Raw genomic sequence first — 16,011 nt, forward strand, 5'->3', positions numbered from 1 at the left:
ACTTTGGTGTACACTCATATCTCCAATCCAACTCTAGAATTATTGATGAAGAAGATCATTACAAAAAGTCTACTGCTGCTGGGTATTGCCCTGCAGGGTGGTGCTATGCTTTTGGCTGGCAATGAGGTTTGTCGTGTTGGCTTTCAGTTCCAGATCAGCCATCTCCCTGCTTGGGGAGCCTCGCAGCCCGTTGTCACGTCTATTGCTCCCTTTGGCCCCGCAGATCGAAGTGGGCTTCGTGTGGGGGATATCATCGAGAGTATCGATGGTGTGCCTACGCTCAATCTGACGGGGAAGCAAATTCATCAGCTTCTACATACCAGACAAGCTCAGCATATCCTACAGATCTCCAACTTTGGCCGGCAAAAGAAAACCTACCTGCTAGGCCGAGATTGCAAACTTGCTCACAGCGTCACAGAGCGTGAGCTAGCAGAGCTATTCGCCCTATACAGCCTAGAGGACGCCAGTAGCCAACGCATTGCCTACCCTTTCACCTACCAACAAGCATCTACATTTAGACTTGATCAGGTGCGAACCTTCGCTTTCGCTCCGTCTTCGCCTGCCACACAAGGGATAGACCAAGCACTCAACATACTTATTCGCAAGGCGCTTGTGGCTACGGGACTAGAGGAGAGCCACGACAGCCCCGATCTACTGATCTCTACCTACTACCAGCTTAGCCCAGTAGAGCCTACTGCGAAGCCCAGCGACGAGATGCCATTTGGCTGGCGCTACGACCCACAGCATCGGGATCTGAAGCCACTGCCTGTACTCCCCTCCCAATCTCCTTTGGCGACCTACAAGCTCTCCCTAGGTATCGTGGCTCAAAACCCACAAACCCAAAAGACCGTATGGAGTTGTGAGGCCAACGAGTCCCTTGGAGCGGATATGTCGATCCCCGAGTACGCAGCCTACTCTATACCCACCATGCTACAAGGCTTCCCCCTAGCCCCCAACACCCTAGCCCCATCTTGGACTTTCCAAACTCTAAGGTACCACTATACGGGTTTGGTCTACGACAAGGCTACGCTTAAGCGTGTCATAGACGTCGAGTACGGGTCGCCTGCGATGAGTGCAGGTATCCTACCCGGGGATATCATCAAGAGCATCAATGGCATCGAGCTAGACCACCCCTCTCTCGACGATCTGCTCACGGCCTACTATACGTTCGCCGAGCGTAGCGAAAAATATCGAGACAAAGACCTCCCCGCTATGCATGTCCCCATGGCTAACTTACAGAGCCGCTACTGGGCACCTAGACACTACGATGCTATCGCCACGATGCTCCTCAGGGATCGCAGCGATGCAGCCTTCTCCTACCTCTTCTCCTTCCGCCCATACATCAACCCAGAGCGTCTAGACGTACTGGTCTTCGAGGTAGAGCGTCGAGGCGAGGTCTATCGGGTACCCATTCGTCCAGAGAAACGTGACGAATCGACCATCATACCGAACTAAATATGGAAGTCAAACTACACCAGAGCCGCTATCACATAGGGCGGATTAACGAGCTAGAGGTTCTACGCCTTGTGTCTATCGGTGCCTACCTCGAGTGGGACAATGAATCGGGCATCTTGCTCCCACTACGCTATCTGCCTCAAGGGCTCGAGGTGGGGCAAAAGGTCGAGGTCTTCGTCTACCATGACAACGAGGGACGCCTGATTGCTACGACCCTCAAGCCCTATGCTCAGGCTGGCGAAACGGCCTACCTAGAGTGCGCCGGCCTATCCTCAGCTGGAGCTTTTGTAGACTGGGGGATCCACAAAGACCTATTCGTACCCTTCGCCGAGCAGAAAGGGCAGATGGAAGAGGGCAAGTCCTATGTCGTCCATCTCTATATAGATCGCATCAGCGGCAAGATCGTCGGCTCGGCCAAACTCAACAAGCACATCGGCAACGTGCTGCCCAGCTATGCGCCCGGCGATCGTGTTCAGGCACTAGCATACGAGCGCAACGATGCAGGCTTGCGCTGTATCGTAGACCATATACATTGGGGTATCATCTATGAGGGAGAGTACGACGAAGAGCTTAGGCGAGGCGACAACATCACAGCCTATGTGACACGAATTCGAGAGGACGGACGCATTGACCTATCACTACGCCCCGTAGGCTACGATCGTGTTGATGGAGATATGACCAAACTGATGCGCCTACTACATGCCGCTGGAGGGAAGCTGCCTATCGGGGACAAAAGTCCAGCCGAGGAGGTGCTTCGTCTAACGGGGTTAAGCAAAAAGAGCTTCAAGATGGTCTGTGGCGCTCTCTACAAGAAGCGTAAGCTAAGGCTTACCCCTCACAGTATAGAGCTCATCTAGTCTAATCACCAGAGCTAGCTCTCTGTGCACCTCGACAGACTATGCCCCAATCCATATTGCCCCTAAAAGGGCTGTGGCAAAATTAATTTTTGCCACAGCCCTTTTAGGTATTTCAGAGAAAAAAGAGGTGATCATAACCGAAACCCACAAGATCAACTAAATCACTTATATTCAAATTAATAATAGGATCTTTTGAGGATACAATACGAGCGATACAGTAATTTGCCTACAACAGCACACGCTCCGCTATGATGTTGGCCGTGGAGCTCCCCTCCTACTCCAACAGCAGGTGCCAAAATATCCACGAAACGATTTACACTTCTTATCAAATCTCTAACTATTTGAGGCACGATTGTCGTCAGACCGGTCATAGAGGCTAGACCTCATATTTGGCCCCTAGCAGGCTCTCCACTAGCCGCAAGCTCATTTGGGCACTCACACTCGGGCGCTCGAAAACACCCACCTTAAAACGGATCTACACAATCACCTAAAAACCAAACGCATAAGACGGTAATCTAGGATATCTTATAGCCTTTGGGCTTCTTACTCTGTATTTCTTCCCATCAATCTTTCGGAATTGGTGGACACACCTCGGCAGGTTAGTCCATCAATCCCCCAAAATCAGTCCTTCAATCCAGCTATCCCATTGGCCAATCCAACCAGACGTCCCCTCCTAAGCATATAGACCAAGCGTTATTTATTCAGTTTTTTTTACAGAAAAGTATGAGTTTCGCACCCTAATTTTCGCCTCAGTTGTGCTTGAAACGGATAGAATACATAGAGGAGAATTATCTCAAGTGCTTTCATTCGGAACTATGATATTGGGCATTGGATAGGTAACTCTGGAGCTTGCGAATAAAGTTTATCAAGGGGCAATAAAAAGATTGGCACAAGACTCACGCCCTATGCCAACCACACAATCTACTATGAAAAACAAAAAGAGAAGCGCTTTCTCTTGGGCTCGAACCAAGGACCCTCTGATTAACAGTCAGATGCTCTAACCGACTGAGCTAAGAAAGCAGAAACATTATTTGTTTGTTTTGCGATGCAAAGATATATCCAATTATCCAATTGTGCAAGTTTTGCTGTGATTTTTCTCGTTTTGAGAGTAAAGTTCTTGGGTCATCAATCAAGCATTAACACAAAATAATTAGGGACAACGAGCAATAAGAAGCGTTTATTTATAGAACTTGCAGCAGAAAAAACGTCTGAAATATAGGATACTACGAGCCAGAATTAAGCCAATTTGTCATAAATTTACACCCAGGAACGCTGTTTGCCTAGATGCAAGTAAAAACAAAAGAACGAAACGATGAATATCAACAAGTTTACAATCAAATCGCAAGAAGCTCTACAGCAGGCTGTGGAGCAGGTGCGCAGAGCAGGTCAGCAGGCCATAGAGCCAGCACACCTACTCTCTAGTTTGCTTAGCTTAGAGGGTAGCCCACTACCGTTCCTACTAGCTAAGCTCTCGATCCCTGTGCAGAGGCTGACAGAGGCGAATACCGCCCTACTAGCTCAGCTCCCTAAGGTATCGGGAGGAGAACCCTATCTGAGCAACAAGGCTAATGAAGTTCTGCTCAAGGCTGAGGACATCGCCCACAACATGCAAGACGAATATGTAGCCCTAGAGCACATCTTGCTCGCACTTCTCTCGGTCGATAGCCCCGTGGCTAAGATGCTCAAAGCAGACTTCGGCGCCAAGGAGGCTGAGCTCAAGCAGGCTATCTCGGAGCTCAGAGGTGGGAGCAAGGTAACGAGTCAGAGTGCAGAGGAGCAGTATCAGTCGCTCGAGAAGTATGCGATCAACCTATGCCAGAGAGCCAGAGATGGCAAGCTCGACCCAGTAATAGGGCGTGACGATGAGATACGCCGTGTCTTACAGATACTCTCTCGTCGCACCAAAAACAACCCTATCCTCATCGGTGAGCCGGGAGTAGGTAAGACAGCCATTGCCGAGGGCTTGGCCTACCGCATCGTGCGAGGCGATGTGCCAGAGAACCTCAAGAGCAAGCAAGTCTACTCGCTCGATATGGGAGCCTTGATTGCAGGGGCCAAGTATAAAGGAGAGTTTGAAGAGCGCCTCAAAAGCGTGGTGAACGAAGTGAGCCGTAGCGAGGGCGAGATTATCCTCTTCATCGACGAAATCCATACACTCGTAGGAGCTGGCAAGAGCGAGGGCGCCATGGACGCTGCCAATATCCTCAAGCCCGCTCTCGCTCGTGGTGAGCTGCGATCAATCGGCGCAACGACACTCGACGAATATCAGAAGTACTTTGAGAAGGATAAGGCACTCGAGCGCAGATTCCAAATGGTCATGGTCGAGGAGCCAGACGAGCTCAGCTCGATCTCGATCCTTCGAGGGCTCAAAGAGAAGTACGAGAACCACCACAAGGTACGCATCAAGGACGATGCTATCATTGCAGCAGTACGCCTCTCGGATCGCTACATCACCGACCGCTTCCTCCCCGACAAGGCTATCGACCTGATGGACGAGGCGGCAGCACGCTTGAGAATGCAGATGGACTCTCTACCCGAGGATCTGGACGAGATAGGCAGACGCATCAAGCAGCTCGAGATAGAGCGTGAGGCCATTCGCCGAGAGCATGACGAACCCAAACTCGAGAGCCTAGGGCGAGAGATCGCTGAGCTCAAGGAGCAGGAGGCGGGTCGTCTTGGCAAATGGAAGCAAGAGCAAGACCTCATCAACCAAATCCAGCAAGCGAAAATCGACATCGAGCAACTCAAATACGAGGCCGAGCGTGCCGAGCAGACGGGCGACTACGGCAAGGTAGCCGAGATACGCTACGGCAAGCTACGAGATAAGGAAGCCGAGATCAAGACCTATCAGAAGCAACTTGTCGAGGCGCAAGGCTCGGGGGCTATGATTCGTGAAGAAGTCGATGCCGAGGATATTGCCGAGATCGTATCTCGCTGGACAGGTATCCCCGTAGGCAAAATGCTACAAGGCGAGCGTGAGAAGCTACTCAACCTAGAAGCCGAGCTACACAAGCGTGTCGTAGGGCAGGAGGCAGCCATACATGCGGTATCCGAGGCCGTACGCCGCAGTCGTGCTGGCTTGCAAGACCCCAAGCGCCCGATTGGTTCTTTCATCTTCCTTGGGACAACCGGGGTAGGTAAGACTGAGTTGGCTAAGGCTCTAGCAGAGGTGCTCTTCGATGATGAGCAGATGCTCACACGTATTGATATGAGTGAGTATCAGGAGAAGCACTCAGCCTCTAGGCTCGTTGGTGCGCCTCCGGGATATGTGGGCTACGACGAGGGAGGTCAGCTGACCGAAGCTGTTAGACGCAAGCCCTACTCAGTGGTACTATTTGACGAAATCGAGAAGGCGCACCCCGATGTCTTCAACGTACTACTACAAGTGCTTGACGACGGACGCCTAACCGACAACAAGGGTCGGACGGTCAATTTCAAGAATACAATCATCATCATGACGAGCAATATGGGTAGCGATCTCATTCGTGAGCGTATGTCAGAGCTTCGACCAGACAATGAGGAGGAGCTACTAGACCGCACAGCGAGCGAAGTGCTAGAGATGCTCAAACGCATTCTGCGCCCAGAGTTCCTCAACCGCATTGACGAAACGATTGTCTTCACACCGCTCAGAGAGGCAGAGATACGCCAGATTGTAGAGCTACAGCTCGCCTCTACGATCAAGACACTTGCGGGCAATGGCATCGAGCTAAGCTACACGCCAGCCCTAGTGGACCGCCTAGCCCACGAGGGCTACGACCCAGAGTTTGGCGCTCGCCCCGTGAAGCGAGTAATCCAGCGCAGGCTCCTGAGCGAGCTTAGCCGAAGCATTCTCCGAGGTGACGTGGAGCCCGGCGGACGCATCGTGATGGACGCCGACGAGGCTGGCTACACCTTCAAGACCAATAGCTAGGCTACCCAAGTAAGATTTGCCAGAGAGGCTAGTCGATATGCTCCGAGTGGGGCTATCGGCTAGCCTCTCTAGCTTTTGGGGTAGAGGCATAGGCCCAGATAGCTCAACATAAGTACTCATCTAGGAGTTGTTTATTTAGAAGACATTCAACTGGATATTAAGAATAATCTATGATCAATCGGACGAAACCAACAATACTGCTCACTGGAGCTGCTGGCACAGTGGGCAGAGAGGTACTCAAGGCTCTAGCCGGGCAACCCTCTCACTACCGTATACGTGTATTCGAGCTCAAGAATGCTCGCAGTATGGCACTCTTCGACAAGTATCGTGGGCGCATCGAAGTGTTCTATGGCGACCTGACTCGGCCACGAGATCTACAACAAGCAACCAGAGGAGTGGACTACTGTATCCATACAGCCTCGATTATCCCGCCCAAGGCGTACGAGAATGAGGAGCTGACCTACAACGTCAATGTCATCGGTACGGCTAATCTAGTGGCTTCGCTCGAGAAAAACTCCCCCGAAGCCTTCATCGTGGCGACCTCCTCTGTCGCAGTCTATGGCGATCGCCTAGAGAAACCCAACATACGAGTAAGCGACGAGCTTAAGCCTTCGTACGGCGATAACTATGGTGCGTCTAAAGTGAAGCTGGAAGAAGTCGTCAGGGCAAGCCGTCTAGAGTGGAGCATCTTCCGCCTCTCAGCGATTATGGGTGCTGGCAACCACAAGATCTCCAAGCTAATGTTTTATATGCCGCTTGATACGCCTATCGAGATCACGACGCCTAGAGATACGGCTCGAGCCCTCGTGCTTGCCCTAGAGCATCGAGATGAACTCAAGGGACGCATCTTCAACCTCGGCGGCGGAGAAGCCTGTCGCACCACATATCGAGAGCTACTAGCGAAGAACTTCGAGCTACATGGCTTGGGGGCACTCGACTTCCCCGACAAAGCCTTCGCTGAGCGCAATTATCATTGTGGGTTCTATGCCGACTCGGACAAGCTAGAGAAGATCCTAAACTTCCGCCAAGATACACTAGAGAGCTACTATGCCGATGTCGTAGCCTCCATACCGTCTTACAAGCGCTGGGCTGCAGGGCTACTACACAACCGCATCAAGCGCAATCTGCTCAACCGCTCCGAACCCTATCGTGCATGGCAGGAGCAAGACCAAGAGCGCATGAAGTACTTCTTCTAGCACGAAGGTGCCTTTGGATTGAGAGGCAAATCCGTAGGGGCGTATGCCGAGATACGTAAACGTCGGAGATTACTTACGACATTGGCTCGGCAGAGATATCGTCGCTAGCTTCGATCATCGGCTCCAGCCGAGGGCAGACGAACTAATAGACCTCTTGACACTTAGTTGCAAAAAGGCGGTGTGGCAAAATTCATTTTGTCGCAGCCGCTTTTCCTTTCGTAGAAGTCAAAAAAAATCTTCCCTACAACTTTTCCAAATTGATGGGAAGATTTATTTGGATTGATGGGAAGAAAGTTTTCGATCTTCCCATCAATTTCTGGCCCGTGTACACAAGGCTACGCTACACCCTACAAGAGTAGTCATAGCAGGGAAGTTGTCATAGATCAGAACCTGTCTAAACACCAATCTATATCGCTCAAAAGCACCCCTTTGACTTTCTCACCTCCTGCAAGCATCAAGATAGACCTTATATTTGAATACAAACAAATTTATATGCTTAACTTTACAAACAAATACAATATCTACACTTAACAGCCATCGGATATGACACTCAGACGATCTCTACTACTCCTGTGCCATCTACTACTCTTTTGCAGTAGCATAGCAGGTCCCATAGGGCGAGAGCAGGCGATGCGCCTAGCCGAACGCTATGTCAAGGTCAATAAAGCGAGCGAACTAAGGCTCGCACAAGCGGAGCAAACCCAAGGCACTCCGCCAGCGTACTACATCTTCAACGATACCGACCACTCGGGCTTCGTCATCATCTCGGGCGATGATAGGACGACACCCATACTCGGCTACTCAGAGTCGGGTCAGCTCAAAGCCAATGAGCTCCCCATTCAGCTGGCTGCTCTACTTGATGCCCACAAGGCTCAGGTTAAGGCTCTGTCCAGTACTCCTCAGACTTTTGGTATTCCCTCCTCAAATCCCCAACCACACCCCAAGGTTATCAAGGGGCCTCTTTTGACTTGTATTTGGGGGCAAGACGAGCCATTCAACGATCAAACCCCACGCACCCACGAGCAAGAACCCACCGTAACGGGGTGTGTCGCCACTGCTATGGCCCAAGTAATGTACTACCACAAATGGCCCATTCGCGGTAAAGGCTCCAATACCTACCCCACAGAGTTGTGGTCGGTTAGACAGTTGAGCGAGGACTTTAGCCAATCTGTCTATGAATGGGACGAGATGATAGACGAATATAAGTACCAAGAGCGATGGGAATATGACAGGTCGTACAAGGAGGGATTTTGGACAGAAAAACAAGGGAATGCTGTCGCCAAACTCATGCACGATGTGGGTATCGCAGTCAATACGAACTATAATGCGGAGAAATATGGAGGAAGTGGAGCCTCCAGTGAGAACGCAGCCCAAGCACTTCACAAGCACTTCTCCTACCATGTTTCGTTCCTTAACCATAGTCATACACCTCATGCAGATTTTCTATCTGCGATACAGAACGAACTAGACCGCGACTACCCGATTATCATCTCAGAGTCCAGAGGCGGACCTGGACATACTTGGGTCATAGATGGCTATGATGAAAACGGCTATCTCCATGCCAACTGGGGTTGGAGAGGCTCGAGCAATGGCTATTTTGCCCTAAGTTTCATGTTTTCGCATCCTTATGAAGCAGGGATGGGACAAATGTGGTATACCCAAAAGCAAGATATTATCCTATTGCGTCCCGACAAAGATGGAGTCGAAGCATTTGCAGAGAGTCCCGCACAATTCTCATTCATTCATGGAGGCGGCTTAGAGTTTGACAGCAGAACTACAGACCTATCATCTAGGAAGATTGGCATTAACCTAAAAAGGCTGGGCAATGGTTTGACGAGATCCTACCGGGGAGAGATTGCTTACTCTCTGAGGGACGAGGAGGGCAACGAGGTGAAACAATACGCCTCTCACTGCACCTTGGACGAAATCGGCCGAAGACTTTGCTACCCTCCTTTGCAAGACTCAATCACGCTTGCGCCTACGCTCTCGGATGGATCGTACCAAATCGTAGCCATTTGTAGAGAGTTTATCCCCGACTCGCTCGGTCGGCAAAAGAATACCAGCGCCAACAATTGGATAGAGGTTGGCAATGGCTCGCCTCTATCATTGGAGGTGCGAGAGGGCAAAATCCTATTAGATACATCTCCTCGAGAGGCTAAGTTAGTTATGACCCAAGCGCCATTGGAAACAATGGAAATATGGACAAATATATTTGGCAGTACTCAACTTGCCATATCCAACACAACAGACTTCTCTACAGGCTTGGGCTACATTAACTTCAATCTAACAAATACCGATGGGATAAATAGGGATATCTCAACGGAGACATATCAGTTCTTTGGTCATGCTACCTTCAATCACCTTATTTCGTATTTAGATCCATCCCCAATCGACCTAGAGGAAGGTATCTACGATGTAACATTCTCTTTCATTGTCCCATCTAGATTTATCAAGTATGCCGATGGTACGAAAGAGGTTATCCCCGGCAAGGTTTACCCTATAGAGAATCCTTTTGGGCAATACCGCATACAAGTAATCGATTGCGATAGCAGACCACACCTTGTTTATCCGTACACTATAGACCGGCATCTAGACAAACAGCGTAGAGAACCCCCCGCCCCCCTCGAGATTCGCTTAGGATCATCGCTCCTCAACGATCGGATACTAGATGTCAGCAAATTAGCAGACAATGTGCTCTCCATCGCCTGTCCCATAGTTAACGAGAATTTGATGCCCTACAAGGGTGTAATAGACTACTCACTCGTAGACCCAACAACGGGAGCAAAATACCATTTGGGGCAAAGTGATACCCTTGATTTTGACAGGGGCATCAAGACAGTTGAGGAGACGAGAGCCGCGATCGCAGCATCTGTCTTCGACAGAATACCAGCCAATCGCACCTATCACATACATATCTCAGCCAACTTCAATGGGGAAGATTTTGATATTTGGTCGGCATTTACCCCCAGATATGAACTAACGATCCTCAATCCAGCTCCACCCTCCACCCCAAAAACTTATCAAGTAACCCTAGAGAGCAACGAGGGTGGCAAGATCGACATACCAAACATTGACCTCGACTCGGTGCAAGAGTGCATGACCCTGAGTGTAGATACACATGTGGATCGGGGACACAGACTCAAAAGTCTTATGGCAAATGACAAAGTAATCAAGACACGGCGTCGGTTCACCGTAACATCCGACACCAAGGTCGTTGCCGTGTTTGAGAAGAAAAACTTTCGCGTATTCGATTATACCAAAGGCGAAGGTAGACTAGACCTTATAGGCTATGACGACCTAGATGATGTACCCTACGGTACGAAACTAATCGTACAGGCTAGCCCTTCCCCGGGGCATAGACTCGTTTCCATCACGGTCAATGAGAAAGAGATAGAAAACAATACGGAGATTACAATCCTCGATAAGACATTCGTCAAGGCAACCTTCGAGCCAAATATCTACCGAGTAACGAGCGAAGTGCAGGGCGAAGGAGAGATCACTCTAAGGGGAGCCGAGGATCTAAATCAAGTAGCAGCTGGCACCCCGTTCAGTATCGTCGCCAATCCTCACAAGCACTATAGGCTCAAGAGCCTAATGGCAAACGAAAAAGATATTACCCATAGCAAGTACTTCATCGTAGTGGCAGACACCAAAGTCGTGGCTGTCTTTACCAAGAATACCTATCGTGTATGGCTCCCAAAGCTAGAGCACGGCAAGATCAGCATACCAGAAGCAGTGGATCTAGATGCCGTTGAGTCTGGCACAATGCTTACACTAGTCATTTCTCCCGATAAGGGCTATATAGTCGATTCCGTCAAGGTGAATGGTCAGCCACTTGCTGCACCATACAAATTCGAGGTAGAGGACGATAGTAGGGTGAAAGTGAGCCTCAAGCAAAACACCTCTCTTACTGAGCGGCAACTCTCTCAGGGAGTACTCTATCCAAACCCAGCGCATGACTTCGTCACCATCTCGGGTATTGCTCCCGGGACGACTATTCGGCTCATGTCTTTGGCAGGGCGTATCGTCCGAGAGGTTAGAATGCCCGAAACAGACGAATGGCGTTGGTCGTTGGCAGATCTAGAGGCAGGCGTCTATATCGTACAGATCGGCAAGACGGATAGCAAGCTCGTCATTCGATAAACTCCGAGCGAGCAGTCTATAATAGCTTAGGGGCTGTGGCAAATTCGCCGTCTGCCAATTTCCTCACATCAAACCGTAAGGTGCCCTAAACAAGAGGGAAACCGTTATAGAATGTAAATACCCTAGAGCATAGGGCAGTAAATAAAGGCGGTGTTTCAGAATGCACAAAAGGCGGTGTTGCTTTCGACATTTGCTCCGCACGGACTTCGTCGTCGGCTTCGATCACATACTTTATAGTACGCTCCCGTCAGCCTCAGTCTTAGTGCCTTGCATTTTGTGCATTCTGAAACATCTTAAAAAAAGGCTGCGCCAAAAATAAATTTTGACACAGCCCTTTCAATCTAGTTACCCTCTCAATAGAGGACTATCCTATCTGAGTATACGGCACTCGCATTTAGAGATTGCCACGCTCAATATCCTTGAAATAATTGTAGGTGCCAACCTTAAGCTCTAGGCAAGCGGCCTCATCACACACAATGATGCCATGGGAGTGTAGCTGTAGAGCGGTGATTGTCCACATCTGATTAACCGAACCCTCTACGGCTTGCTGCAAAGCACGTGCCTTAGCATGTCCATTAACGAGGATCAGCACCTCACGAGCGTCCATCACTGTGCCTACACCAACAGTCATGGCAGTCTTAGGAACCTTATTGACATCGCCCTCGAAGAAGCGCGAGTTGGCAATGATCGTGTCTGTCGTCAGCGTCTTAACACGTGTACGAGAAGTCAGTGAAGAGCCCGGTTCATTGAAAGCAATATGGCCATCGGGACCAATCCCTCCGAGGAAGAGGTCAATCCCACCTGCCTTGACGATCGCACCCTCATACGCAGCACACTCGGCTACTGCATCTGCGGCATTACCATCAAGAATATGTACATGTTCGGGATTTATATCGATGTGGTTGAAGAAATTGTTCCACATGAACGAGTGGTAGCTCTGGGGGTGATCCTGAGGCAAACCTATATATTCGTCCATATTAAACGTTACGACCTCGGCGAAAGATACACGCCCAGCCTTGTGTGCCTCAATCAAGGCACGATACATACCCAGAGGCGTAGATCCAGTAGGTAACCCAAGCACAAAGTGAGGATGGTCGAACGTAGGAACGAAAGCATTGATACGAGCGATCACATACTCGGCAGCCCAAGAGGCTATGGCCTGAGCATCTGGCTGAATGATTAGTCTCATTATATATTTTGATTAGTTTGATGATGTCCAATTAAGGTTCTATGCGTCAGCCTGCGAGGTATCTGCTGCAAGTGCAGCGGCAACTTCTTGTCCCAGACTCCAAGCGGCATCTACGACCGCAGGCAAATCCGCCATCTTGAGCTCGACTGGAGTACCAATCTGCGTCCAGCCCATTTCTTCGGCGAAAGGCAGTAGCTTCTTGACCGCTGCGGGCGCCCAAGTATAGGAGCCAAAGACAGCATACAAGCGATTCTTGAGATCACGAACACGAAGTAGGTTGAGGATATTCTCAATCGGTGAAAATAGCCCCCCACAGTAGGTCGGGCTACCAACGATAAGTGCCTTGTAAGTGAAAATATCACGCAAGATCTCGGACTGATCGCTCTTGCTAACGTTGTGACAAACAACCTGACTGATGCCAGCCTCGGCTAGTGACTGAGCAATAATATCGGCCATCTGCTCCGTATTGCCGTACATAGATCCATAGAGAACGACCACTCCGTCCTTACCCTCGTAGCGGCTAAGGCGATCATAGATTTCTAGAGCTTGTGGGAAATGCTTAGGCGTCCAAATCACACCATGCGTGGGGCAAACGTAGTCGATTGTGAGGTTCTGCTCGCTCATGGCTTTAAGCGCCTTCTGAACGAAGGAACCATACTTCCCAACAATGCAAGAGTAGTAGCGATGCATCTCTCTGAAGTAGAGATCTAGATCAGCTTGGTAGTCGAAGATATGACCATTGAGAGCACCAAAAGTGCCAAATGCATCAGCAGAAAAAAGCACCTTTTGGGTTTGCTCGTAGGTAAACATCACCTCGGGCCAATGTACCATAGGAGCCATCAGGAAGGAGAACTCGTGCTTGCCTACACGGATCGCATCTCCGCTCTTTACCTCCACTAGCCCATCTGTGATGCCATGATAACCTTTGAGCATATCAAAAGTCTTCTTATTCCCAATGATCTTCACATTAGGATAGCGCTTACGAAGCAAGCCAATAGACCCTCCATGGTCGGGCTCCATATGGTTCACAATGAGATAATCGAGCTGACGCTCCCCAAGAACGGTTTCGAGCTTATGGAAGAAGACGTCGGAGTAGCACACATCGACTGTGTCGATAAGCGTGGTCACCTCATCTACAACAAGAAATGAATTGTAGGACACACCATAGGGTAGCGACCACATATTCTCAAAAAGCTGCTTGGTACGGTCGTTAACCCCAACGTAATAAATAGAGTCTGTAACCTGAGGTACTTGATACATATTATTAGGTGTTTGATTATTATACTTAATTAGTTGGCTGGAGGGGGTGCTTGTAAGCTCGAACAATGAGCCAGAGCCCTACAAGAACGAATGGGATACTTAGGAGCTGGCCCATGTTCAACCCGATGGTTTGTATCATATCTAGCTCCCAGCTCTCTTGCACATTCTTAATGCTCTCCACAACGAGGCGAGCACCGAATATGCCCGTCAAGAAGTAGCCAAGGATCAGCCCAGAGTAGCGTTGGGCAGCATTGCGCTTCCAGTATAGCCACATACAGAAGGCGAAGACAAGCAGATAAGCCAGTGCTTCGTAGAGCTGGGTAGGATGCCAGCCGATAGAACCGGTGAGTAGCCCCTGCTCTACGTCTGTGAGCGCTTCCCCTGCTTTCTGTTTGGCGAAAATATTGTAGTACTCTCCCGATCGCACAAAGCTAAATGCCCAAGGCAAATCCGTGGGGCGACCAAAGATTTCACTATTCATCAGATTGCCTAGTCGAATAAGCGCAGCCGCTAAACCTACTGGTACCGCCAAGCGATCTAGAGTCCAGACAATAGGCTTCTTAACCACCCGACGGGAATAAATCCACACAGCGATGATGATGCCCAGCGTACCGCCATGGCTAGCAAGACCTCCCTCCCAAACGGCGAAAATCTTGAGCGGATTGGCCAAATAGTACATGGGGTCGTAGAAAAGCACATGCCCGAGCCTAGCACCAATCACGGTACCTAGTACAACGTATATATAGAGCGAGCTCATCCACTCCGGATTGAGTTTCTCACGCTTCCAGATCTTCTCCTCGATAGCGGGGCCCAAAATCAAAAGCCCTAGAGCAAAGAGCAAACCATACCAGCGGACTTCTCTACCGAAAATCTCGAAGATAGCAGGGTCTACATTCCAATTAATGACACTAAGCATACTGTGTGGGGATGTAAATTAGATAGATTAACAAAGTTTGGCGATCCACTGCTCACGCTCACCGGGAAGCAAATCAATGAGTGGAATCTCCTGCATCGTATAGCAACCACTGCTCTGACGCATAGAAGCTCGAGCCACGGCAACGAGGATCTGCGCCGTAAGAGCTGGATTGTTGATGCGCATATTGAACTCGAGGAGCTGATTGTGCGTTTGCCCCGACACGCCCTTACGTACCATATTAACCCCATGGCCCATATCAATGAGCGCATCAACCGAGTCTACGACCTGTACATGCGTTTCGTCGTGGACAAAGTATTCGTCCGCCTTAATGGCCGCTTTGACTTGATCTGCCTCATACCCGTCCTCTAGCTCGACATAAACCATACGTCTGTGAATACCAGTTCCCGTTGGGATTGTCATAGATAGGGCTTTGCGAACGCCCGCAATAGCTTTAACCGCTACTGTATGCCCCATACTCATACCCGGGCCAAAGTTGGTGTACGTTACCCCCTTGGGGACAATCGCCTCCATAAGCGTGCGAACAATGGAGTCGCTACCGGGATCCCAACCAGAGGCAATGATCGCCACGGCATTATGTTGCAGCGCCTTATCTCCAAGGCTTCGGCGTAGCGCCACGATCCCCGTGTGGATATCGTAGCTATCAACGGTATTGATGCCAAGGCCCAAAATCTCTAGCGCAGTAGGCTCCACCAAACGAGTTGGCGAGCAAATGATCGCCACGTCCACTTGCCCAAGCTCCGAGATATGCCCAACCACTGGATAAGGCGAGAGTTCATGGGGGATCTGTGTGGGGTCTCGACGCACAACACCAGCAATCTCAAAATCGTCTGCGGCTCGAAGTGCTTCTACTGCATAGCGGCCGATATTGCCATAGCCTACGATAGCCGCTCTAATAGTCCTTGTCCTCGACATTTTTTCGTTTCTAATCCTATTTCTTTCTGTTATATAATTTAGCAAGACAAAGGTAATCATTTATAACCAAACCTGCGGCCACGCTCAAAGGCAAGCGAAAGGCAGGAGATGGATAGCCACACCTACCATCTCCTGCCTTTGATATATCGCTC

The 16,011-nt window shown here is 49.9% G+C and carries 9 protein-coding genes and 1 tRNA gene; 5 read left to right on the plus strand and 5 right to left on the minus strand.

Features of this window, described 5'->3' with window-relative positions; all coding sequences use genetic code 11:
• The first annotated feature begins 45 nt into the window (after positions 1–45).
• Positions 46–1,455: a PDZ domain-containing protein gene (locus HQ41_RS01075; protein ID WP_044186738.1), complete on the plus strand. Its 1,410-nt coding sequence runs from the start codon at positions 46–48 to the stop codon at positions 1,453–1,455.
• Between the two features lie 2 nt (positions 1,456–1,457).
• Entirely contained in the window at positions 1,458–2,312 is an 855-nt protein-coding gene (locus HQ41_RS01080; RefSeq protein WP_044186742.1) for a S1 RNA-binding domain-containing protein, read from the plus strand.
• 946 nt (positions 2,313–3,258) lie between these two features.
• Here the strand turns inward: HQ41_RS01080 and HQ41_RS01085 are convergent.
• Positions 3,259–3,332: transfer RNA gene (locus HQ41_RS01085), tRNA-Asn, on the minus strand.
• 292 nt (positions 3,333–3,624) lie between these two features.
• Here HQ41_RS01085 and clpB point away from each other — a divergent pair.
• The 3 genes from clpB to HQ41_RS09210 all read left to right on the plus strand — a co-directional run bounded on the left by clpB (position 3,625) and on the right by HQ41_RS09210 (position 11,561).
• Positions 3,625–6,222 (plus strand): ATP-dependent chaperone ClpB, encoded by a 2,598-nt coding sequence (gene clpB / locus HQ41_RS01090; RefSeq protein ID WP_044186745.1) that lies wholly within the window; start codon positions 3,625–3,627, stop codon positions 6,220–6,222.
• 170 nt (positions 6,223–6,392) lie between these two features.
• Entirely contained in the window at positions 6,393–7,418 is a 1,026-nt protein-coding gene (locus tag HQ41_RS01095) for an NAD(P)-dependent oxidoreductase (protein ID WP_044186747.1), read from the plus strand.
• A 543-nt stretch (positions 7,419–7,961) separates the two neighbouring features.
• Positions 7,962–11,561, plus strand: a complete 3,600-nt coding sequence (locus HQ41_RS09210; protein ID WP_052405203.1) for a C10 family peptidase — start codon at positions 7,962–7,964, stop codon at positions 11,559–11,561.
• 394 nt (positions 11,562–11,955) lie between these two features.
• Here HQ41_RS09210 and nagB read toward each other — a convergent pair whose 3' ends face one another.
• From nagB to HQ41_RS01120, 4 genes are read right to left on the minus strand one after another with little or no spacing between them, the layout of a single operon-like run.
• The gene (nagB, locus tag HQ41_RS01105) at positions 11,956–12,750 is read right to left on the minus strand and encodes a glucosamine-6-phosphate deaminase (protein WP_044186750.1); all 795 of its coding nucleotides are present in this window, start codon (positions 12,748–12,750) and stop codon (positions 11,956–11,958) included.
• 39 nt (positions 12,751–12,789) lie between these two features.
• Positions 12,790–14,010, minus strand: a complete 1,221-nt coding sequence (locus HQ41_RS01110; protein WP_044186753.1) for an FprA family A-type flavoprotein — start codon at positions 14,008–14,010, stop codon at positions 12,790–12,792.
• Between the two features lie 25 nt (positions 14,011–14,035).
• Entirely contained in the window at positions 14,036–14,926 is an 891-nt protein-coding gene (lgt, locus tag HQ41_RS01115) for a prolipoprotein diacylglyceryl transferase (RefSeq protein ID WP_044186755.1), read from the minus strand.
• A gap of 27 nt (positions 14,927–14,953) precedes the next feature.
• A complete protein-coding gene (locus HQ41_RS01120; protein WP_044186758.1) occupies positions 14,954–15,859 on the minus strand; it encodes a diaminopimelate dehydrogenase in 906 nt (301 codons plus the stop codon).
• Positions 15,860–16,011: the final 152 nt, after the last annotated feature.

Source organism: Porphyromonas sp. COT-290 OH860, from assembly GCF_000768935.1.
Lineage (GTDB): Bacteria > Bacteroidota > Bacteroidia > Bacteroidales > Porphyromonadaceae > Porphyromonas.